General features: G+C 61.0%; 20 protein-coding genes. 6 read left to right on the forward strand and 14 right to left on the reverse strand.

The features are described from left to right. Nucleotides 1-89 precede the first annotated feature (89 nt). The 13 genes from IYW40_RS02655 to IYW40_RS02715 all read right to left on the reverse strand — a co-directional run bounded on the left by IYW40_RS02655 (nucleotide 90) and on the right by IYW40_RS02715 (nucleotide 14,170). Entirely contained in the window at nucleotides 90-1,085 is a 996-nt protein-coding gene (locus IYW40_RS02655) for an ATP-binding protein (protein ID WP_196399281.1), read from the reverse strand. A gap of 126 nt (nucleotides 1,086-1,211) precedes the next feature. Then, a complete protein-coding gene (locus IYW40_RS02660; protein WP_196399282.1) occupies nucleotides 1,212-3,626 on the reverse strand; it encodes a type IV secretory system conjugative DNA transfer family protein in 2,415 nt (804 codons plus the stop codon). Nucleotides 3,627-3,641: 15 nt separating this feature from the next. Then, nucleotides 3,642-4,715 (reverse strand): P-type DNA transfer ATPase VirB11, encoded by a 1,074-nt coding sequence (gene virB11 / locus IYW40_RS02665; RefSeq protein ID WP_196399283.1) that lies wholly within the window; start codon nucleotides 4,713-4,715, stop codon nucleotides 3,642-3,644. Then, nucleotides 4,693-5,934: a type IV secretion system protein VirB10 gene (gene virB10, locus IYW40_RS02670; RefSeq protein ID WP_196399284.1), complete on the reverse strand. Its 1,242-nt coding sequence runs from the start codon at nucleotides 5,932-5,934 to the stop codon at nucleotides 4,693-4,695. Before virB10 ends, virB11 begins: the two co-directional genes overlap by 23 nt. 17 nt (nucleotides 5,935-5,951) lie before the next feature. Continuing rightward, nucleotides 5,952-6,800, reverse strand: coding sequence for a P-type conjugative transfer protein VirB9 (gene virB9, locus IYW40_RS02675; RefSeq protein WP_196399285.1), 849 nt, complete (start codon nucleotides 6,798-6,800; stop codon nucleotides 5,952-5,954). Next, on the reverse strand, nucleotides 6,797-7,588 hold the full coding sequence (locus IYW40_RS02680; protein ID WP_196399286.1) for a type IV secretion system protein: 792 nt from the start codon (nucleotides 7,586-7,588) through the stop codon (nucleotides 6,797-6,799). The genes virB9 and IYW40_RS02680 overlap by 4 nt, the downstream gene beginning before the upstream one ends. A gap of 5 nt (nucleotides 7,589-7,593) precedes the next feature. Continuing rightward, a complete protein-coding gene (locus IYW40_RS02685; protein WP_196399287.1) occupies nucleotides 7,594-8,688 on the reverse strand; it encodes a type IV secretion system protein in 1,095 nt (364 codons plus the stop codon). 200 nt (nucleotides 8,689-8,888) lie between these two features. After that, nucleotides 8,889-9,605: a type VI secretion protein gene (locus tag IYW40_RS02690; RefSeq protein ID WP_196399288.1), complete on the reverse strand. Its 717-nt coding sequence runs from the start codon at nucleotides 9,603-9,605 to the stop codon at nucleotides 8,889-8,891. 12 nt (nucleotides 9,606-9,617) lie between these two features. Further along, nucleotides 9,618-10,286 carry a hypothetical protein gene (locus IYW40_RS02695; RefSeq protein ID WP_175095511.1) on the reverse strand — a complete coding sequence of 223 codons (669 nt, stop codon included), beginning with the start codon at nucleotides 10,284-10,286 and terminating at the stop codon, nucleotides 9,618-9,620. Then, nucleotides 10,276-12,711, reverse strand: a complete 2,436-nt coding sequence (locus IYW40_RS02700) for a VirB4 family type IV secretion system protein (RefSeq protein WP_196399289.1) — start codon at nucleotides 12,709-12,711, stop codon at nucleotides 10,276-10,278. Before IYW40_RS02700 ends, IYW40_RS02695 begins: the two co-directional genes overlap by 11 nt. A gap of 9 nt (nucleotides 12,712-12,720) precedes the next feature. Then, nucleotides 12,721-13,011, reverse strand: coding sequence for a VirB3 family type IV secretion system protein (locus tag IYW40_RS02705; protein ID WP_196399290.1), 291 nt, complete (start codon nucleotides 13,009-13,011; stop codon nucleotides 12,721-12,723). After that, a complete protein-coding gene (locus tag IYW40_RS02710) occupies nucleotides 13,011-13,328 on the reverse strand; it encodes a TrbC/VirB2 family protein (protein ID WP_175095513.1) in 318 nt (105 codons plus the stop codon). The genes IYW40_RS02705 and IYW40_RS02710 overlap by 1 nt, the downstream gene beginning before the upstream one ends. After that, complete coding sequence (locus IYW40_RS02715; protein ID WP_246720593.1) at nucleotides 13,325-14,170, reverse strand: lytic transglycosylase domain-containing protein; 846 nt, start codon at nucleotides 14,168-14,170, stop codon at nucleotides 13,325-13,327. Before IYW40_RS02715 ends, IYW40_RS02710 begins: the two co-directional genes overlap by 4 nt. A gap of 147 nt (nucleotides 14,171-14,317) precedes the next feature. Here IYW40_RS02715 and IYW40_RS02720 point away from each other — a divergent pair, with 147 nt between their 5' ends. From IYW40_RS02720 to IYW40_RS02745, 6 genes are read left to right on the forward strand one after another with little or no spacing between them, the layout of a single operon-like run. Next, the gene (locus tag IYW40_RS02720) at nucleotides 14,318-14,647 is read left to right on the forward strand and encodes a hypothetical protein (protein WP_109027242.1); all 330 of its coding nucleotides are present in this window, start codon (nucleotides 14,318-14,320) and stop codon (nucleotides 14,645-14,647) included. 38 nt (nucleotides 14,648-14,685) lie between these two features. Beyond that, nucleotides 14,686-15,258 carry a hypothetical protein gene (locus IYW40_RS02725; protein ID WP_109027243.1) on the forward strand — a complete coding sequence of 191 codons (573 nt, stop codon included), beginning with the start codon at nucleotides 14,686-14,688 and terminating at the stop codon, nucleotides 15,256-15,258. 44 nt (nucleotides 15,259-15,302) lie between these two features. Next, nucleotides 15,303-16,025, forward strand: coding sequence for a hypothetical protein (locus IYW40_RS02730; protein WP_109027244.1), 723 nt, complete (start codon nucleotides 15,303-15,305; stop codon nucleotides 16,023-16,025). Between the two features lie 20 nt (nucleotides 16,026-16,045). Continuing rightward, entirely contained in the window at nucleotides 16,046-16,813 is a 768-nt protein-coding gene (locus IYW40_RS02735) for a hypothetical protein (RefSeq protein ID WP_175095514.1), read from the forward strand. An 8-nt stretch (nucleotides 16,814-16,821) separates the two neighbouring features. Beyond that, a complete protein-coding gene (locus IYW40_RS02740) occupies nucleotides 16,822-17,385 on the forward strand; it encodes a thermonuclease family protein (protein WP_146190125.1) in 564 nt (187 codons plus the stop codon). Between the two features lie 2 nt (nucleotides 17,386-17,387). Then, a complete protein-coding gene (locus IYW40_RS02745; RefSeq protein WP_175095515.1) occupies nucleotides 17,388-18,296 on the forward strand; it encodes a toprim domain-containing protein in 909 nt (302 codons plus the stop codon). A gap of 128 nt (nucleotides 18,297-18,424) precedes the next feature. Here the strand turns inward: IYW40_RS02745 and IYW40_RS02750 are convergent, their stop codons facing one another. Further along, nucleotides 18,425-22,414, reverse strand: a complete 3,990-nt coding sequence (locus tag IYW40_RS02750; RefSeq protein ID WP_175095516.1) for a hypothetical protein — start codon at nucleotides 22,412-22,414, stop codon at nucleotides 18,425-18,427. Nucleotides 22,415-22,430: the final 16 nt, after the last annotated feature.

A 22,430-nucleotide genomic window follows, 5' to 3' on the forward strand; every position in this document is an offset into this window, starting at 1 on the left:
CAGAATTCGGACTGGTAAATCTTGTAGGTTCTGAATTTTGAGGAACGATTAAATGTGGGTGCTGAGCCATGCTGCCCTATGAAAATTTGTTATTCGCCGGAATTCTGCTTGTGGTTTACGGCGAACTTTCGCTCTTCAATCGCGTGCGCGAGGTCGGCCTGAGTGACAGAATTACGCTCGCCAACCAGCGCATCCTTTATCGCGTCTTCGCAGGCACGGGTAATGTCCGCAAAGTTGAGGCCGTCGGCAAGCGCTGCGGCCTTTGCCCACTGAATTCTTTTCGCGGGAAACCCGCTTAGTTTGGAACGGAGTGTTTCGATAATTTTCTCGCCATCCGGCAAGCTGTATTCGATCACGTCATCGAAACGGCGGAACAGCGCTCGATCTAACATGCCGACATGATTGGTGGCGGCAATTACCAAACTGTCCGAGTTATCCTGCTCGACCATTTGTAGGAAGCTATTGAGCACGCGCCGTATTTCGCCAACATCGTTCGTCATGCCGCGCGACGAGCCAATGCTGTCAAATTCATCAAACAGATAGACCCCGCGCGTCTGATTGAGCGCCTCAAAAATCAGCCGAAGTTTGGCGGCTGTTTCACCCATGAATTTCGTAATGAGGCCATCCAGCCGCACGACGAACAACGGCAAGCCGAGCTCTCCGGCAAGCGCCGAGGCGGTCAGCGTTTTCCCCGTGCCAGGATTCCCTATTAGCAGGAGTTTGCGTCGAGGCGAAAGGCCCTTGCTTCGTATGACTTGAATCGCCCGCTGCTCTCGAATAACGCGTTCCAGCTTTTGTCGCGTTTGATCACTCAGGATCATATGGCTCAGTCTGACGCTCGGATAAGAAACGCTGAGAAGCTCGGCGACCTCGCCGCGCGGGCGGGCTAAGGGGATCGGCGCCTTCGACGGCAGCTGGGGGCGTGACTTGGCGCGATCAATCATCAGTCGGATTTCGTCGGCGACTTTGCCGTGGCCCATGCGCGCTTCATGGGCCGCAATCTGCATGGCGATCGCGTAAAAATGCGCTTCATCTCCCTCGGTTAGGGACGCGATGAGCGCTTTGACTTGATCGGCGCTGGCCATGAGCAATTCCTGATCGCAACCTTAAGACAGAATCATATGTGGCGGAAGAGCTTTGAAGCATTATTAACGTTTTGAAGGAGGGTCAAACGGGCGCTTCTGACAGAAGCGCCCGGCGGGATTCAACCTTCATGGCTCGGCCGTCTCCGCTTCTATAACTGCGGTGAGCCCTGTCAGATCGCTGGGCGTCGGCGTATCAATGAACAACGCGGCGTCGGTGTATAAGCTGTCAACCAGTTCGTCCAAGTTTTCCGCGCCATCTTTGTCGGCGCACGTCGCGGCCGACTTCACAATTTCAGCCGTGATATCCGATTTACCCTTTAAGTCATTCAACCGGGCCAGCATGTCGTCGTCAATGCGCCGCGCCGGTCTCTCTGGCAAGCCGCTGTCACTGGACGCCGCGCCATTACCCATGGCCAGATCAAGTAACGGGCCAGAACTGGCGATGGTCGCGGCGGCGACCGGGGCTGCCGCTTTTGGCGTGGCTGCCGCCCCGATCGACGGCGCCAATTCGGCGCGTTCATCATTCAACAGCCGCCGCGCCGAATAGACTTCGCGCCTCAAAGCGGCTGTCGCCGCCTCTGTTGAACGCGCCTCTGCGAATATCCGCTTTCGGGTAGCGCGCAGCTCGCCAAATCGTGTCGGCTCGATCCGCAGCACGTTCAGCAGGTCCGCCGTGGCGCCATTCCCGGCTTCGGTCATCGCGCGCACAAACGCCGCCTCGAAGGCCGACGCGTCGAGATAGAGCGCCCGCGCTTCACGCATGACACGATCTTTCGCCACAAGATGCTTGAAGCCGCCCGGCGCGCCGGGGACGACCGTTTCGATTTCGCCGCCGCCCGCGTCCGTCACGTCAGGAATGGCGATCCGATGCGCGAACCCCCGCGCGGCCTCGACCAGTCGTTTGAAACTCGCTTCCTTGAAGAAATGCGCCTTGTCGACGACTGCGCCATATTCGCCGCGCACCAGCAGCACCGCCTTGGTCGCGTCGAGGCGGCGCATCGCCTCGCTCGTCATCAGCGGCTCCAGCTCCCACCTTCCTTGCGTTGTGCGCGTCGCCCTGCCCTGCGATCCGCCGAATCCGGCCCCGACCGACGTTCCCCATCCTTCGCGGCGGACATAGTGCTTTCCCAATTCGTCGGCGCAATAGCGCGCCGTCGTCTCATCGCCGACGCCGATGAGCAGTTTCACGTCCATATTGCCGATGAGCATGTCGCGCGTTGGCTTGCCATAACGCACGTCGAGCTGAGTCAAGCCTTGGGCGATCACCGCGATCTGAAAGCCGTAACCGGCGACGAGCGGCGCGCGATCGACAATTTCAGGCATGCGGCCAAACTGAAAAAATTCATCGAGCATCAGCAGGAGCTTATGCGGCTCATCGAGACCCGGCAGATTGCGCAGCAGAACGTCGTGAACCTGTTGCACGAGCAGCCGCACGACGGCCTCGACAGCCGCGAAGTTTCCGACGGGCGTTCCGATCAGAATCGTGAACGGCCGTCGCCGCAGCTCCGCAATGTTGAAATCGGACCGGCTTGTCGCCGCGTCGACCAGGCTGTTGTTCCACGGCTCCAGGGCCGTGACGATGTGCGACTCGAAGGATTGGCGCTGCTTTTCTTCGCGGCTGATATGCTGGCGGAACTTGTCCTGCACGAACGCGTTAAGCCCGGGCTCATCCGCCAGAATATTCGCCATCTCCGCGACAAGCGGTCGGCCGCGGCTGAACATTTTTAGCGTCGCCTTGATCGTGCGCCCTCCTATCGGCGGCTCGCGCGCGTCAAGGACATAGGCCAGTAGACCCGCAAACAGACCACGCGCGGTTTCCGCCCAATAGGGATCGCCCGACTGCGGCAGCGGAATCAGGCTGTGCGCGATATTCGCGACATCGGTCGCCCGTTCCGGCCATGGCGACACGAGATCGAGCGGATTCCAGCAATGCGACTGCGCAGAGCCCGGCGAGAACATGAAGACGTCCTGCCCCAGCGCGGCGCGGGCCGCGCCGATCTGGTCCCACATTTCTCGTTTGATATCGAGGCCGATCAAGGAGCCGCGCCATTCGATCGCGTTGGGGAGGACGAAACCGACGCCCTTTCCCGAGCGCGTCGGGCCGTTGAGGTAAATGTGACTGGCGCCGCTATAGCGTATGTCCTTGCCGTTGAAGCGGCCGAGGAAGACGGAATAGCCGGGCCGGCCGTTCAGCAGCCCCGCCTTGCGCAAATCGCGTTCGGTCGCCAGCCGGGCGCCGCCGGACGGCTTACGCGCCCCGCCCAGCGACCCCAACGCCTGCGCCAATCCGAGCGTCACGAGAGCCAGCGCGATCAGACCACCGAGGACGGCCTTGATCGCGAGCTGATGAACTACGGGAGACGCCCATTGCTGATAAGCCACTTGCGCGGGCAAGATCAGCTCAAAGCCATGCGAAAAACGTCGCCACAGCTCCCAGGACTTGGTTTGCAGGCCGACTAGCGCCGTGAAGGACGCCTCCCACGCGAAGAAGGCGCAGGCAAGGGCGATCAGCCCGATGATCCCATAGGCGAGAGCTCGCATGACTCGCCCTTTTCGCTATTGCGCGCCGTAGCCGCGAAAATAGATTTCCGCGACGCCGCGCGTCGGGCGCCGGCGGAGCTGAATCACCATCGGCACCACCGAACGCACGTATTCGATGATTTCCGCCTTGGTCAGTTTCAGATTGGATTGCAGCGTCATCAGCGCCAGCCGCTGAAACGCGCCATAGGCGCTGTCGGCATGCAGCGTCGTCAGAGAGCCGGGATGACCCGTATTCACCGCCTGCAAGAAGGTCGCGGCTTCCGCGCCACGAATCTCGCCGAGAAACAGCCGATCGGGCCGAAGACGAAGGCTCGCTTCGAGCAGCTCCTGGACTGTCACATCGGCAAGGCCCTGCCCGCCTTTCGAGGCGACGAGCGGCAGCCAGTTCGGCTGCGGCGGTTTCAGTTCGCGCGTGTCTTCGATCGATACGACGCGCTCCGTCTCCGGCACATGTTTGAGCAGCGCATTGAGGAACGTCGTTTTACCCGAGGACGTTCCCCCGGAAATAATCATCGTCACATGATTGACGACGGCGAATTCGATCGCGCGGCGAACGCCATCCAGCGAGTGATCCTTGAGGAGAGTCGCGAGCTCCCGTTCGATTTCCGGGTATTCGTCGGCCTCAAACGTCCTGGGGCCACGGACTTTGACGCCGTCAAACGCGCCGAGCGCCTGATAGTCGGCGAGCGTCATATTGGCGATGACTTGCTTGCGGATCGAGAAGGAGCCGCCATGCGGCGTCGCCGGCGCGAGCACCCCCTGAAAGCGCTCGCCATGCGGCATCGCGGCCGAGAGCAGCGGCGTCGAGGAATTGACCGATTGCTGCGTCGAGGCGGCGACATGCGTTGCCAGCCGCGTGATCGCTTCCTCGGTCAGCTCGGGAACGTCGAAGCGCTCCATATGCGGCTTGCCGAGCGCTTCCACCCAGACTTCGCCCGGCCTGTTGGCGCAGATTTCGATGACGTCAATATCTTCTAACCAGCGCTGAATCGGACGCGCAGCCTCGCGGAAGTAGACCGGCAGCGTCTCCCAGAGCGGGCGCGTCGCATCGTCGAGCGCCTGCGGCTTACTTAGGGTGACGAAGTTCATACAACGCCTCTTTCACAGGATCGGGGTAGAGATCGGAGAAATCGAGATCGCGTTTCACAAACACGATCACGGGCGTTCCCTGGTCGATATGGATTGTCGGCGGAACCTTGATGTCGTTTCGCAGGGCTTCCTGCGCCATGCGCGTAACGCTCTGCGCCACGGTTTGCGCGCCGATCTGGCGCGCATTCAGCAGGATTTGCCCCTGCGACACCGCATTGAGCGGGATCAGCGTTCCCGACGCCGGATCGAGAACGAATTGCTGGCCCTGATACTGATTGTAGTTTTGGCCGAGCGCTGACGCGAATTGCGCGGCCCCGCCGGCCAGCGTCAGCAGGGTCGCGCTGCCGAAGCGTTGCAGGAAATGGGTGTCGACCTCGCCGGTTAGTCCCGAACGACCAAGCGCATCCGTTCCCGGCGATTGCAGCATCAGCGACACGCCATCGGCGCGAAGCAGGCGCGTCCACACGACGAAAACCCGGGTCTGCCCATAGGCGAGACCCGATTTATATTCGCCGGTGAGCATCGTTCCTTTCGGGATCAGAACGCGGCGGCCATCAAAGGAATAGACATCTTCCGTTGTAATTGCCCGCACCATGCCCGTCAGATCAGACTGGATCGCGGTCTCCAGCGTCGCCCGGATCATGTAGCCTTGCGGGACAAGGGCATCAGGCCGGCTGACCTCTTCCGCGTAAGCCTTCGTCACCTGATGCTCGGAATTCGCGAGAAATCGCCGATGCGGATCTTCCTCCTTGTCTTCGGCCGTCAGTTTTGACGGATCGCCATTCGTGAGGCCTTCCTTGTCGCTGACGATCAGCATCGGCGAGCGCAGACGCGCCTGTATTTTCGCTTCCGTCTCCTTGCGCAGCCGTTCCAGTTCGGCGAGGCGCTTCGCTTCGCTATCGTCGAAAGGTTCCGCCTTCGGCGCGGGCGGTGGATCATTCACAACGACCGGCGGCGGGATCACGAATTTGTTTTGAGGCGGCGCGGGCGCCGGCGTCGCGTTGAAGCCGAGCCCCGGCTGCAACCTCGCCGTCGCGAATGTTTCTTCGGCGACGTTTTGCGGCCGATTCTGCTTGCGCGCGGTCGCATACCAGAACAGGCCGAGGACAAGCACGGCGAGGGCGAAGAAGAGCGCGCCGAGCGCCATCCCCGGATTGGACGACTGGCGCGTGATAGTCTCGCCCGCGAGGCGTCCCTCCTCATCGAAATCCGCAGCCATGACGGTTTCCCCTTCGTCTATTGCGCCGGTGACGCGGCCTGCGCCGGCGCCAAAATCTGCGTCCAGAACGGTTGCGGCGCGTGTTCGGTTTGATATTGCGGCTGCACGTCGGCTTCCTGCGTGACCGGCGCCGGCATGGACTCGGCGCGCAGATTGAACACGCAGGCCGTCTCGTCGCCGTTACGCATGGTGAATTGCCCGGCGACCTTATCGACCACAATGATCTCGCCTTCGCGCCGATAATTGGCGAGCGTTTCGCTGCGATCGGGTTTCACGAGGAAGATCGCCGGGACTTCACCGCCGAAACGGAAGTAGGTCTTGATCCCGTCGTCAAAGACGAAATCGGGCTTTGCCGTCACCTGGCCTTTGTAGCTGTAATCGAAATTCGTGCCGGGCCGCGACATGAGCGCGCGATAATTGGGCATCGCGGCCTTCGCTTTCGCGAGCGCCAAGAGACGCTGATCCTCTTCGACATCGGGATAGGTAAAGCGGACCTTGAACACCACCGACGCCCGATTATCGACGGCCCGCAGGAGAAAATTGTAGATGCGCTTTCGCGTCACGACGTTCATATTGGTGACGGCATGGGTTTCGAGCGGCTTGATGAAGAGAAAGCGCTTCGACTGGTCCGGCACAGCCTGCCATCCGACGGAATCGCCGATCGCGACGGTTTCGATGCGTTCATCGTCACCAAACGCGACCATCGTCGAGACGCCGAGCGCGCCATGCACCACGACAACATTGTCACGCTGAAACGGCACGGTTCGGATACGGGAGTCCTGGATGACTGCGCGCGGCGCCTGTTCGGCCAGCGCGGGAGCGGCGGCGAACATAGTCAACACCAGAAGAAGGGAAATCGCTCTCATGGCGCGGGCGCTCCCGTCGGTGGCGCAACGGTCGGCGCTTCGACCGGGGCCGCGCCGACGATTGGCGCGACAGTCTCCTGGTCCTTCCGATATTCGATAACCTGAAAGCCGAGCGGATTGTCCCACCGCCATTCGTTCTTCATCGGCTCCGCCGTGTAGCGAAAGCGCACATTCGCGGCCCAGTGCTCTTCCATCCGCTCGCGATCGCTTGTGCGAACGGAGGTAAAGCGCACGGCCGCTGTCGCTGGCGATTTGGGGTTCTCCATCCACCCTTGCGACAGAAAATTCACGCTATGAACGATGACGCGGATGCGGCCGTTGATCCCGTAGAGCTTGACCGGGTTATGAAGATTGTTCGGCGAGAAGGCTTCCTGCAGATCCTTGCTGGCTTGTCCGGCTGAGAGCAGCGACGCCAGCTCGAAATTGTCCCGTAGGGCGGGCGGATCATAGGTTTCGCGGGCGCGAATGTAGCGAACGATATTGGCTTGCGTGACCGCTTCGCGCTGCGAAATCGGCCCGCCTTCTTCCAAAGGTTTGGCGACCTCGACGAAGCCTGTCGCCTTGTCGACGAGCAAGGTCACGACTTCGGTCGATTTGAGCGGGACCAGCGACAGCAGGGTCAGCAGCCCGATCGCAAGGCAGATAAGCGCCGCGACCGCGACGACGCGCCAGACATTTCTTGAAATCTCGAGACGCCGGTAAATATCCCGCTCCCAGCGCGCGCCGTCGTGAAAGTAGGACTCGTTCACGAGGGGCTGGTCGACCCCCTTTCCCGCCTCGATTTGCATCTGCCTCAGCCTTCACGATTTCGGGCGCGCGCTTGCGCGACGCGGGCTTCGATCAGCGCGCCCGCCACTTGCTCGGCGCGTGGATCGGCGGAAAAGTCGCGACTGCCCGCCCCCGGCGAAATCGTCGCCGCCCCTTGGGTTATGGTTGCATGTGGGGGCGGGAGCGCGGGCGGCTCCGACCGCGCGCCGCCGCCATTTCGCCAGCCTCGCGCGATACGCCAATACGCATAATCTCTCACGCCGCGCATAGCGGTCCCGGGCAAGGCGTTGTGCAACGCATGGCCGCCGGCGATCGACGCGGCGATCGACAGGGAGAGCGGCAAGATGAACGATCCCACAAGGCACAAAATCAGAAACGGCGCGATGACCGTCAGACCTGAACTCACGTCTGTGATCCCGCTGAGATTGTTGACCGTCGCCGTCATCAGCGTGAGCAGAAAGCCGAGAACGCCATAGACAATCGCGGGAACGATTGCGTATTGGGCGCAGGTCCGCAGCCAGCCGGAAAAGAGGGCCGACGAGAACTCGAATAGCGCCATTGCGATAAAGAGCGGCGCGAGCCCGAGCAGAATGAAGAGCGCAATCTTGCCGACCAAAACGTAGGTGATCGCGAGCGCCACGAAAATCACTGTGAGCAGAACCAGGACAATCGCCATTAGCGAAAGTCCGATTGCGGCTCCCCATCCGCCGGAAGCGGCGATCACCTTTGCCGCTTGCATCGCGGTTGAAAACAAATTCGAGAGCTGCGCCGCGACGGTCGTTTCCGGCGCGCCGCACGACGTGCCTCCCGTTCCCGTGCAAATGGCCGTCGCGATTCCGTTCGCCGTCTTCGTAAACACCTCGACGACGAGCGTCGAAAAGTCGCTCCAGTAGAAGCCAACGGCGTAAATCAGGCCGATCCGAAAAATTCGCCACAGAAACGCGCCCGCTGTCAGCGGCGCGCGGCCGTAGACCATTTCATAGCCCCAATATGCGATGTAAGCCGTCAAAGCGACGGTGAAGGCGGGAAGCAGCTCGGTCGCGATCGAATCGTAGATCACTTCAATGGCGCTGACCGCGATCGTGTCGACCCTCTGAAAGAGCTGCGTCACCATATCCATGGTGGCGCGGCCTCAGCGATTGACAGGGCGCATCGGCCCGCAATCGTCGGCATAGGCGGCGCCGAACGTCATCCAGCTATCGCGTGTGCAGGGCGCAATCAAATCCCTGTGCGCGCAGGACGAAAGCGCAACCGTCCCGACCGCCAGGGCGGCGACAAGCGCCGATCTTATCCACCATCGCCGCATTCGCCTGCCCTTTCTCACTGCCCGACCAGCGTCGCCTTTGACGCATCGAACGACATCATGTTCGAGAGTTTCGACTGCGCCGCCAGATCCTGCTGTTGCTGCGCATTGAGCGACGCGTTGGTGAGATTCACGGAGCCGATTAGCTCATTGATCGTCAGCCCCGTCTGCGTCTGTATCTGCGAGTTTTGATCGACCGAGGCCTTGATGTCGGCGGACGATCCGATTTGGCCTTGCGCGCCCTGGAAGGCCGAGGAGCGCGCGGTGGAGGCCGCCTGTCCGCCCGCCACCGCCGCCGTAACCGCCGCGGATGTGTTGACCGCGCCCGAATAGGCTTGGTCGGTCGGCGCCCCGGCGGACGAGCCGCCGGTGAGCGTTTTGACAAGATTGAGCCCGTTGACGATATCCGACGCCAGCGCGCCATAGGAGCCGAGGCCGTTCATCGACAGGCCGCCGCCGCCAAGAAGCGAACCCAGCTCCGGCACGCTCGACATTTGAAAGCCGCCGCCAAGGCCCATCGAGGACAGCGACCCGGTTGAGCGGTTTCCGGTGACGGCGGCGAGCGTCTGATTCACCGTGTTCAATATTTTCTCATTCGAGTTCATGATCTGCGCCGTATGCGACGCTGTTTGCTGCGCTTGCAGAAATGTTGGATTGTCATGCACCGCCATTTGCGCATGGGCGGCGCCGGCGCCGGCTATTAATGCGAGGCAAATGAAAAGCAGAGTCTTCATGATCGCACTCCCCTATTGAGGCGACACACGCGGGTCGACGAATGTCGCCCGTGCGGGGTCGAAGCTAAAAATATTGGCGGCGTAACTGCTGCCGCCTGTGACATTGACATTGCGCTGATTCACGAGTTGCGTGGTCAGAAGCCCGGCCATAATCAGCTGGTTCCAAAGCGCGCCATTATTCGATCTCGCTTGGCTGTTTTGGTCCCATGCGCCTTGCGCGAGCGGCAGCGCGCCGATCGCCAGCGACGCGTAGCGTTGTTCCGACGTATTCGAGGCGAGCGCTGGCGCCATATTTTGCAGCGATGAAACCGTTTGCGCCGACGTCTTCAAATTCAGGGACTGCGGTGTATAGGCGGCCGGCCCACTTGTCGGCTGCGCCGGCGTTAGATTGCTCAGATCCATATTGGAGAGCGAACCACCGGACGCGTCTGCCCGCGAACCCGACACATCAGCGCCGCCCGCAGGCGGCACGGAGCCGGCCGCTGAACCGGGCGTATTGTGACTCTTTGTGATCCCCTTAGACGGCTCGAGCGTCTGGTCCTTATAGACCCGCGCCTTCTTCATGCAGTCCGCGATGCTCTTTTCCGTCCCCTCGCGTGGCGGATCGATCACAGGCACGACCGCGCCCGCCGTGGCGACCCACAAGAAGCCGGCCACGGCGACGCCAAGGCTAAGCCGCATCGGCGACCTCCTTTCGGGCTTCGGTCCAATCGCAGAAGATGGGCACCCAGATGCGCGGATCATTCCCGACCCGCGCGCGCAATTCCTCGCATTCGGCGACCGTTTCGACATTGCCCGAGAGCACTTTCACAAAATCGGGCATGTCCGAAAGATTGAGACGCGCGATGACCGAGTCCTGGTCATGCTTGATCAAAAACTGACGGGAGTCGGGGTGGGTGTTGAGAACCCATTCGAATTCGCGTTCCGACAGCTTGAAGCCTTCGACATAGCTCGCGTGATCCGCCTTCGCATTCGGGAAGAAGATATTCGTCGGCGTTTGTTCGAGCAGCGTGTGCCCCATGGGCGACTGGATAATGTCTTTCGCCGACTGCGTTCCGAATCCGACAATGCCGTTGAGCTTACGGATGGTTTTCAGCTTGTCGTTGAGAAAGGACGCAAACCTGTCGTCGGTCAGGATTTTCCATCCCTCATCGATGAACAGCATCATGGGCGCGCCATCCATCATCGCTTCAATGCGGTGGAAAATGTAGCCGAGCGCTGCGGTGCGAATATCGTCGTCTTCGAGCACTTTCGTCATGTCGAAGCCGAAGACGCCGTTTGTGGCCGACCAGCGATCGACGTCATTATTGAACAGCCAGCCGCGCGCCTTGGTCCAGACGTCGAAGCGCGACGCGAGATCGTCCTGCCCCATTCGTTCCGCGCCGCGCAGCAATTGCGCAACGTCGGAAAACCGGCGCTCGCGCGCGGGAATCGAGAAAATCTGGTCGACCGCGCGTTCGATGATTTTGATTTGCAGTGCTGACAGGTCCGAGCCATCGCGTGGCCGGACCATGAAGCTCAGCAAGTCGTGGAGAAAGGCGCGGTCTTCGGCAGACCCCGCCAGTTGCAGCGGGTTGAAGCCGGTTGGCACGCCCGGCGCCAGCACGTCATAGGAGCCGCCCATCGCCCGGATTAGCGGATCGGCGCCGCGATCCTTGTCGAAGAAGGCGACGCGCGGGCGCGGCGTGACACGCATCGCTTGCGCGAGCAGAAAGCCGAGCCCGACGGTCTTGCCGGAGCCGGTCGGGCCGACGACGGTAAAATTGCCAACCTGCCGTCGATGGAAGTTGAACCAATAGGGCGTCTGGCTCGTCGTCTCCAGGACCGAGATCGCCGGGCCCCAACGATTCCGGTCCTTCTGACCGACCGCGAAATTGTGAAGCGACGCAAAGCCGACGAAATTACGCGAAGAAATCAGCGAGCGGCGCGCGATATAACCGAAATTGCCCGGTAACTGCGCCCAAAAGCACGGCTCAGCATTCATATCTTCGCGAACGATGATCGTCCCGAAATTCTGCAGCTCCTGCGTCGCGGCCTGCACGCAGGATTCCATCTCGCGGATCGTGCGGCCGAGCGACAAGACCGTCAGATGATGGTAGCCAAGCACCGTCGCCCCTGTGACGAGCTCGTTGCGGGCGATCGTGATCGCGGCCTCGACTTCCGTTCCGGCTTCGTCGGAAGCCTTGATCTGGCGCTCGACCTTCGAAATATGCGTCATGACGGGCGCGCGATCCTCGAGCGCGAAGGATTGCGACACGATCAGCTCATGGGGAATGCGGAGCAGTCCGTCGAGCATCCCCGCCCCTGTATATGCGGGATATTCACGTACCGAGAGCAGGGCCCCGAAACGCGTATCGGCCGATGACGCGCCACGCAGCTCCATCGCCTTTTTGCCGAAGGTGACGCGTTTTGTCGGGAGATAGGCGTCGAGCGGCATGCGCGGCAGCGCAAGGCTCAGCGGCGCGCCGCCATTGATAAGCATCGCCAGGAACTCGGCGATTTCAGAGCAGACGACGCCTTTTCGCATCACACAGCCGAGGGTGCGCGGCGCATAGCTCGCCATCTCCCGGCAATAGTTCGCCGTCGTGTCCTTCAGCTCGCGGATCGCCTCGCGCTCGATTTCCTTTGTGTCGACGCCAAAGCCCTTGCGGAAGAGAGTCGCGGCCCTCTCCGCCATACCGACCTTGCCGACGAAGCCGCGCCGGATGATCGTCACATAGAGATCATTGACAAACATGCGTTTTGTTGCCTGTCCCGCCATGTAGCGGCGATCCAGTTCCCGGCAGAACCAGTTGTCGAAAGCGCCGCCGATTTCGGGGACGACCTCCCGGCGTATCGTGTGGCAATAGACGGCGAAGCGGCTATCGTTCATCGCGCGCAGCAGCGTGTTGCGCGCAGAGAGCCGCATGTCGATGTCGGCTTGATCGGCCGTCTGGAAGCAAAAGCCGCCGATTTGCACGACCATGAGGAAATGACCGTCTTTGGTTTTGACTATCTGTTCCTCTATGTGGCGCAGATAGGGAATATGTTTCGCAATCGCGGCCTCTTTCGCCTCGATCGCGCCAAACGTTAGAGACCGCAGAATGTGCTTTGCGAGTTTCGCCACGTCGCCACCTTATGGCTGATAGGAGTCGCCGCCCCAAAATCGGTGATTGCGGGTAATCGGGCACTTGCCGAAGCGCGTCAGGATCACATCGACAAAGCGATTGTCCCGAACCGTGAGCACATAGGCCACAGCATGAATCGGCGGAAACAGCAGGAACATCGCCAGATTCTTCGTGTTGATGAAGATCAGCACGACAACGCAGCATTCAAGAACAAACAGCACATAGGGAACGCCGAGCATCATAGGCGGCCGCGTTAGGCCGCCAACGAGAGGGTCTAGTTTGGGCCTTCTAAAGGCCATCAGCGTCCCCCCATCCCGCCGGTGAGTGACGTGACGACCTGCGCTGCCCCGAAGATCAGCGCGACGCCGATGACGACAGAAAACGCCCATCCCCACGGAATGCGCGATGTGAGCGCGAGATAGCCGACAGCCGCGACGGCGACCGTTGCGGCTGTGGTAGCGAAGGTCCCCGTCATAAAATCGAGAACGCTCGACAGCGCGGTGTTGAGTGGCTGAAAGGTTGCGGATGAGGCCAGCGCCGCGTCGCTTGCCGCAAAAATCAAAATGCAGATAATCAAACTCAACAATCGACAATCGCGCCCATTCCCAAATTTCATTTCTGCTCTCCCTGATCATCGCTGCTGACGTAGAGCACCGAGCCGCCGATCCATTGCTGTCCTTTGACGTAAGTCTTGGGTTTCTCCGAAGTTTCTTGAACGGTCTGCTCGTGGAATCTGGATTGCTTGGTCACGCCCCCGAATTGCCGCGTCGAAACCCCTTCAAGGCCGTAATATTTGTTGGTTGCGTTCGCGACGTAGCGCACCGTCTCCGCAATCGCCGGAACGCCGCGCGACTGATAAACCCGCTCAGGCCCGGCGTTGTAGGCGGCGGCGATCAGCATCAGGTTTCCGCCAAATTGTGCGCTGAGGTCTCTCAGGAAGAGCATCGCCCCATGCACATTCTCGGCCGGATTGCATATGTCGTGAACGCCATATTGGGCCGCTGTGTCCGGCATCAGCTGCAGGGGGCCGCGCGCGCCCTTGTATGAATTGAGCGCCGCTCCGTCATTGGATTCGAGCCAAAGAATCGTGAGGGCGAGTTTTTCATCGACGCCGACGCTTGCCGCCTCGCGCGCGACAAGCTCACGCAGGCTTGCGTCGTCCATCGCGCTTTCACAACGCTCGCTGAGAGCGCCTATTCCGGTCAGCGCCGCGTCGATCGACGGCTGACGCATCTTGGCGGGAGGCTGAGCGACGGGGATGTCCGATTGTGCCGCCGCGTCAACGGCGACGAGCCGCCCGAACCTCTCTGGCACGACTTTGGTCGGCGCATCCTGATGAACACCTTCAGCCCTCGCGATCACCGCGGTCGGCGCGCTTATGCGCGCGCCGTGCTCTTGTGCGTGGGCGTTTAGCGCTGGGAACACGCAACACAGGGCAGGCAGCAAAAGTTTCCGCATGGCGAAACTCCCGGGAGTCGCCCCTCCTGTAACGCGCATCTAATAAAATGGCAATCTCCAAAAAAGTGCGCTATTAAGCTTTCGAGCGCGTCGTTGCGGCGGGCGCTTGCGCGACCGCGCGCGACAACCAGTCAGGCGGGGCGTTTCATGAGAAATGAAGGCGAAAATAATCACTACTACGACGCGGAAATGTCTGGCGTCAGCTTGTTCGGAATTGCCGTCACGCTCGCCATCGCCGCCGCAATTGCGGCTGTGGCATGGCTCGATGCACAGCCCTTAAAAGTCATTGGCTGGGTTCTCTTTCCGATCGAATATCTGTCGAACGCCGTCTTCTTTCCGGAAGTTCAGACGCCCTTGCGCAGCAATGCCGTTGCGTTGTTTATAGCCCTGCCGACGTTTGCGCTTCTTTGCGCTGTCTATCGCCTTTCAAAAGCTTTGTTTTCTCTTGTCAAGCGCTCCCGATCGGTGCACCCCTAATGACTTCGACGTCGGTTCGCTACTTTGCAACAACGGCAATGTTCCTTGGCGCGTGTTGCTTATCGGTCACGCACGCGCAGACCTATACGTCCGACCCCGGCGCGTGGCGTCCTGTAGCTTACTCGGACCTTCTCTTTCCTCTGGGCGAAGCAGAATCATACGCCTCGCTTTGGCAGGACCGGCTCGACGAGAGCAACAAGAAGTCGGCGCCCATCAATTCTGGTGGGCTGCTCAATATGAGCATCGCTGTTGGCAATCGCGGCGCCAGCGAGTGGCATTTTTCGATCAATTTCCAGACGAAACTTGTCGCCCTTAGCGTGCTCAGTACGCCCTACTTGTGCACGGATGAATATCCGTCGCCGACGCAAGGTATCCGGATCAAGGTTTGCCCATCGCGTCTTGTGACGTTTCAAAGCAACAGCTACAGCGTCATCGACGGTGCCGCATGCTTTGTCGAGAAGACGCCAGGCGCGCCGGCGGAGGACTCGACCGCGACTGTCACCTACGCGGCTTATGATGTTCCGTCACGCTCGATTCGCCTGCGCTACACTGTGTCGCATCAAGAGATCGACCGCTGCGCTCAATCCGTGCCGCTTCACCCGGAGAATTAGACGCGGTAACGCGCCGTCAGCTGCTGATGAAAAGGAGCAACGCCATGAAGCACATCGCCATTCTCTCGCGATCGACCATGCGGATGATGGCGCGAGCGGGCGGCTATGATCGTCAATCACAAAATCCGGCTCCACAAGCGGACGCTCGGATTTTCTGTCGGCGCTTCGCGCCTTTGACGCCGCCGCGCCGTCACGCCGTATCCATCGCATTGGCTCGCTATGCGAAGGAGGTCGTCATGATTGCCGCAAGCGTGATCGCGTTTTTGATCCCCTTCACCGCTGGCGCTCAGCAACCCGAATCACATCGCCTTGTCGCGGAATCTTTCAGCCTAACGACGAGCAATTTGCAAACACGAATCTGGTCCGATCAACTGCCCGCGCTGCTTTCGGGCCGCAAGCATCTCCAAGCAGCTGCGCCGGACGCGAACATCGGGCTTACGGGGCTCGTATACGAAACTCAGTTTAAGGTCGACAGGCGCTTTTATGTGGTTTCAGTCCTCAATCATCAATGCGTAAATACAGGTCTGGAACATTCGTTGTCGTGCCCGGCTCGGATCGCTGAAATAAGCGGGAGCACGCCGCGACTGATACAAGAAGTCCCCAATTTTGTGGTGTCATTCCAACCTGACGCGACGGGCACCAAGACGAATGCGCAATCACGGTACATGACGATCGCATCATTCGATCCCGCGACGCGGGCGCTCACCTTCACCGATGTTTCCGACGGCCGGCAAACCACCCTGCCCATTCGCATCAATCTAGAATAGGCCGTTTCGCGAGGACCGACATGCGCTGCTTGCCTTATATTACGTTCGCCTTGCTCGCCGCGGCGGGGAACTCGCCGGTCAACGCCATTCTGGCATCGGGATGCTCGAACTCCCATTACTCAGCCTCCGATATCGCCTCCGCTCTCAAAAAGTGCGACAGCGCGAACGACGTGTTGAAGGACAACGCCTGTAACTTTGGCGGCGCGGCGATGGCGGAGTCCGGAGGCAACACGTGCGAGTCGAACGGCAACAATTTCGGCGTTCTGCAGCTTACTCGGAGTAATCTCAACGGCACCGGGATCTCCTCGGATCAATATCTGAACCTCCCCATGCAGCAACAGGTTTGCATATGGGCGCAACAGGTCGGCAATTCGAACACGCAAGGCGGTTATCAGACGCTCGCCAACAACGGCAATATCGGCGGAACTCGCGTCACATCAGGAATGTTGATGGCTTGCTTTCAGTTCGGTCCGCTTATCTGCAAAAGCGACATTGCGTCGATGCAGTCACACGGCGGCGCGTGTCCGACTGCAGGCAATGGCGGTGTGCGGGCAACAAATGCGACCCTCGCGAACGGTTCCGCAAACCTCGACGGAAATAACCAGTCGATTTGCTCTTGGGGCGGCGCGATCCAGAGCAAGATCAACCAGGCGGCCGCCACCTGCAAACCGGGTAATGGCGGAAACAATGGCGGCACTGAGTGCCCCGGCAACGGCACGACGCCGAACGGCGTCATTCCGCCGATGCCGGGCAATGCGCCCGTGCAACTTCCCCCAAATCTGGCTTGATTAAAGTCATGCGCACCGTAGTACGACTCGCCCTCGTCATCGCATCGATGGCGCTCCCCGCGGTCGGCCGCGCACAGACGCAGACACCGCCTGCGCTCCCCGTGTTTGACTTTCCGCAGTCCGGCGTCACCTTTCAGACGGGAGACAGCTGGTCCACGAACGGCCAGGCTTTCCGCCTCTATGGCGTTCAGAGCTGTATTCGCGGGACGTTTTTCACAAATGCTGCGCAGAAACTAACCGATTGCGGGGAGGCGTCGGTCGCCTATCTCGCTGCGCTTGTTCGCGACGCGAAGCCCCGATGTACCGCGATTGCACAGGCCGCCGAGCCGCCCATGATTTTCGCGGTTTGCGCCGCCCATATTGGGAACAACACACTCGACCTCGGCACCGTGCTAATCACACAGGGCTTTGCCTTCGCGGCGACCGACGCCGCTGGTAAGCCGACGAAATTTGAATACGCCGTCGCCGAGCGTGAGGCCTCCAGAGCGAAGCGCGGCTTATGGTCAGCGTCCGATCTGCCGCACCCGTCCACGATTCTGATGAACGCGGCGCGCGCGGCCCGACCGCAATAGCCATGCTTGGGAGTGCTCACGCCGTCGCTCAAATCCTTGGAGGACGACGCGAGGGGCGCGGCTATCTCTGCCATTGCCCGGTAAAGACCCATGGCAAGCAGCGCGGCGACAAGCGTCCCTCGCTCAGCGTCAATGACGGCGACAAGGGCGTGATCCTGCATTGCTTCGCCGGTTGCGATCCGCGCGATGTATTTGCCGCCATTAACGGGCTCTGTCCCAATACGCGCAGAGGAATCGTCGATCGGCCCGCGCTCAGTGAGCGGAGCACGCCGAAAACGACCAGCGGGTATGCGCGTCGTCTCTGGCGATCGGCGCTCAGTGTTCCGGGCACGATCGGAGAACGCTTCCTGCGCGAGCGCGGGTTGCCGACCAGGCCGCCGGCGTCAATTCGCTTCCTGCCGTCGTATCGCTACGATCGGTGCCGGGCGCGAAGCGCCCTGCCCTGCCTGATCGCTGCCGCCCAGGAGCCGACACGCGAGATCGTCGGCGTTCAACTCACATTTTTGCATCCGGGCGGCCGTCGTAAAGCCGATGTCGAATTTCCCCGGCGCACAATCGGCCCGCTTGGCGCGTCTATGCTCCGCCTCGCACAGGCCACTCCCTCGCTTGGGATCGCCGAGGGTTTCGAGAAGGCATGGGCCGCGCAGTTGCTATTCGGCGAGCCTGTATGGGCGACGCTTGGCGCCGACCGTTTCGGCGTCGTCAATTGGCCCAACGACGTGACGAGGCTCACGATTTATGCCGACAACGATGCGCCCGGCCTCAAGGCCGCACGTGAACTGCGCGCCGCGCATCCTGAAATTACGGTTCGAATCCTCCATTGCGTTGCGGAGGGTCAGGACTTCGACAAGCTTTACAAGACCGTCGCAGCGGATCGGGGCAAAGCCTTGCAACGCATCATTGAGGAATGAGCGGCTGCTTGGCGCCAAGAGCAGAAATTAGCTCGTCGCCCGCTAGCGGGCGTTCGGCTCCGAACCCCACACCGGTCGTCAAACGCTTCGAGTGGACCGTTCAAAATCAGACCTTACAATAATTGGAATCAAGAGTGGGCGAGTCGATCCCCTAGCCGCTTTCGGACAGCCTCTCGCACTTGAACGCTGCCAAGATCGCCCAGAATGGACGCTGGAAGGGGTCCGGCCGCAGTGAACAATTGACGCCCCGGATGACCGGGTTCCAGTAGATCGAGAATTCGCTCGGCAGTCGTGCTGTCGCGCCTGGCCATGGCGTTAGCCCCGACGAGCAGCAGAGCGCGTCGCTTGTTCGAGCTGGCGACTCGCTCAAACAGTTTAAGCGCATCTTCCGCGGGAGCATGGGCGCCGACGAGATGAGCGGCTGGCGCCGCAAGGATTGCCGGCGACCTCAGTAGAAACGCGGGTGTCAGACGCGCGACAATGCTCGGGTCCACGGAACCTGCATCGGCCAAGGCATCAAGGGCGTCGAGCCGGATCCAGCGCGCTTCCGGGATGTTGACGAGGTTCGAGATCTTCTGCTGGATTCCGGCGCTGCAGCAATTTGCTGCGACGATCAGGGCGTATTGGCTGAGCGTTCGGTCTACCGTCGTATCGGCAAGATCGACAAGCGTATCGCCGATCGCATCGGATAAGGTACCGTTGGCGGCAAGGGCAACGACGGCTTCTTGGGCGATATCAAAGCTTTCGGGCTCGTCGTGGTACGGTTCAGCGCTCGACCAAGTGTCATGGATCAGAGCCAACAGCGTTTTGAGGTGATCCGGATGCGGCCGTTCTGCGAGCAGAGCGACCAGAGCGCGGCGAACGCGGCTACCGGGATCGGATGCCATTTCGAGGATTGCCGGCGGCAAAGGATCCGGGAATGTCGGCACCAGATGAAGTAGCGCCGTACGGCGCGCATCGGCGCGCTGATGCCGCAGCGCCGCTTGAACGAGGGTGGTATCGCCAATTGCAATCGCCGCCTCGGTCGCACTGACGGCATGCTCCTTGCGGCTGGCAATCGTCAGCCATTGAGCAATCGCTGGCGAGGCGTCGCCTCTGCTTTCGATGATGACCGGCACCACGAGATCAAGTACCTCCGCATCGAGTTGCGATGCACAGCCCGTCAGGAGCGCGAGCGCCGGACCGTTGACCCGGCGAGCTTTCCGCTTCGTGGTGGGAAGGGCTTTGAAAATTTCCTCGAATTCCTTTGGAAGTGCACCAGTGATGCGCCTCAGCTTGGCGTGACTGTTTTTCCCAAGCCGCCGGCGAGCTCCCTGCATGGCAGTGAGCAGCGTGACTTGCCGGTCGGGCTGCTCGCCATTCTCCTGGAATGCGGCGACCAGCGCATTTGGTGCGACTTTCAACGCTGTGAGCGCAAGCTCGTCACGCAGATGCACCGCAGAGGGGACAGGGCCGATGCGCGCGGTAAGCGCAGGCTCCAGCGCTGCACGCCAGTGCTCTCGCACCGCCGCCCAGACATTTGGCTCGTCATCCATCTCCTTGCCCGCCGCGAGAATAGCCAGAAGCTCGTCTTCATCCACCGGCCCGGGGGACGTCACGAGCGCCTGCGACCAGGCGCGGACTAACTCCGCGACCCGCGGATGGTTGGCGAGGACCAACCAGCGACCCTCTGCGCGAAGCTGGCGGATATAGGCGTCGATGAAGACACCGGAAGTGTAACCGTCGCCTTCATGGCTCGACTGCGCGGCCTCTTCGACGGCATGATCCCGTTCGCCATCCTCAATCGCGCGCCACTCCTCCCGGCCGCTCTGAACGTGCTGACGGTGGATGCTCGCGAGGTCATCCAGCGCAGCCTGCACGACGCTCTCAAATCCATTTAGGTCGCGCACGGCGCCGGCTGCCACGGCATCGGCATTAAGCTCGAAGCCGTTGCCGACCATCTGGCGCGCGGCGTCGAGATAGGCAGCGGTCAGGTTGGGTGCGAAGCGATCGAGCCGCTTGGCGAATCCCGATCCGTAATTCCCTCGGTCGAAGCCAAGCTCCTCACGAATAAATCGTTCGGCGACTTTGGCTGCGAGCGGGCTCGCGGACACGCTGTCGTACCAGGCATTGTCGAAGACCGGCGGTTGCCAGTTACGGACGAAGAAGGAAGCCCCCCGCTGCGTTCCTTTCAACAGCCACCGCGCGACGCGGCTCGGTATGGACGCATCGCTGCCCACCTCCGACGCCAGCTCCAGCAAAGGCGCGAACTTGGAAGCCGAATCCATGAGGCTTTCGTCCAGCCAGGCATCGATCGCTTTCTGGCTGCCGGAGTCAATGTCGAAGGCTTGATCAACGTCCTCTCGGCGAGCGAACGAGCGCGTCACTTCAAAAATCCGGGCTGCGGTTTCCATGCCCCAACTGCGATGCGCTGACGGCAGCTGAACGAGCGCGGCGATCAGAGTCTCGATCGCAAACTCGCTCTGGCCCCAGTTGTCTCTAGCGAAGGCTTCAAAACCTTGTCGGACGCTGGGATGAGCAAAGGCGATGGTGCGGGCCGGCTGACGCAAATGGCGGGCCGCGACCATGCGGTCGATCAGACGGTCTAGGCCGTCGCCGAGCGCGCGATCAAGCCCGCGTAGCGCGCGCTGAAGAGGGTGGAGTCGGCTGCGGTCGAACTGACCGCGTGCCGCCAGCAGCGCCCAAACGATGGCTGAGGTGCCGCAAGTGTCGATCGACGATAGGGCTCTGAGGACAACACCTTCCACCGCATCGCGCTGCGCCAGCTCAAGCAGCCGGCGAAAGAAGGCATTTTCTTCTTCGCCGACATCGGGGCCGGTTTGCATATGCGCGAAGTACAGCTCGATCTCGAGCGGCGTGCCAAGCCTGTCGAGCACCTTATTGCGAAACGCGTACGCCTTGGTCTGCAAAGCGGCCGGTAGCTGGTCCATGCGCCTGTCATGAATGTCGCGGAGTTGACCGTCCCGGTAATGGCCTGCATCCAGCTCGATGGACCACGCGTTGAGACTATCGCCGACCTTGGCGCTCTGCATCATGTCGCTGCGGGACGTGATGACGAACTGATGATCCGGCGTAGCTTTGGAGAGGAGGCGTGGCAGCTGCTCGGTCCATGCCTCGCTGCCCCCGCGTAAGCTAAACTGGCCCCATGGATCATCGACATAGAAGAGTGTCGGTCCATTGTTGACGACCTTGCGTACGCTAGTCGGCGCATCGTCCGCCCCAACAGTGACAACCTCCAACGCACCATCGCGCCGTCGCGCTATATCGCACAGCTTGAGCGCCGCCTGCGTCTTGCCCGTGCCCGAGGGCCCCCGAATGACAACTGCGTTCTTGTCGTTCAGGATCTTGAGCATCTCGTCGAAGTTCGCAGGGGGCACGAAATGCTCGAGGCTGGCGGAGCTGGCCAGTAACCCGCCGTGCGCCCGCACCGTTGCGAGAAGGTCATCGCTCGTCCATAGACCGGGCGTGCTGCCTCGGGTCCGCCGCCCGGCTTCGAGACGCAGCTTTTGGATGAGATTTTGCTGCTCGACTTTGGGAACATGCAGCAGGTCCGACATTAGCGCTCGGATATCGGATGCGAGCTGTTTCTCGGTGAGCTTGCCCCAGATCGCGACGCGGCCTTCGGGCGACGCTTTCAATGTGGCGTACAGGCTCGGAGGAAAGCTTGCCTTGTCGGAGAGCTCTTCGAAGCCTTCGACCCGCAGTCCACGCGCTGCGCCCTTTACATCGGCATTGGTGACGAGCAGATAGCGGGTGTTCGGCTCGTCGAGATGATGTAGTGCTTTTCGGCGCCCACCCTTTTTGTCGGAGCCGTGCTTGAGCAGGGCTTCGAAATCCTCGACCGACCAAGGCTCACCGTTGTCCATTTTGACTTGGACGACAAGCTTGTACCCGCCTGCGACGGTCGCACTGGGTTGTAGGCGTCCTGGCACGTGGGGCTCCAGATCCGCTTCCAAATCCTCATCGTTCGCTGGTTCGAGCACGAGGCGCGTAGCCGCCTTGGAAATAAGGAGGAGTTGCAAGGCAGCGAGGATTGAGACGTCGAGCTGATAGTCGAAACCTGCTTGAGCGGCGGCGGCACCTCGTAGGGGACGCTTTGCGTCCGCGCTGTTGGTCAAGGGCGAGTCCGACTGG

The organism is Methylocystis sp. H4A, from assembly GCF_015709545.1.
Classification (GTDB): Bacteria; Pseudomonadota; Alphaproteobacteria; order Rhizobiales; family Beijerinckiaceae; genus Methylocystis; species Methylocystis silviterrae.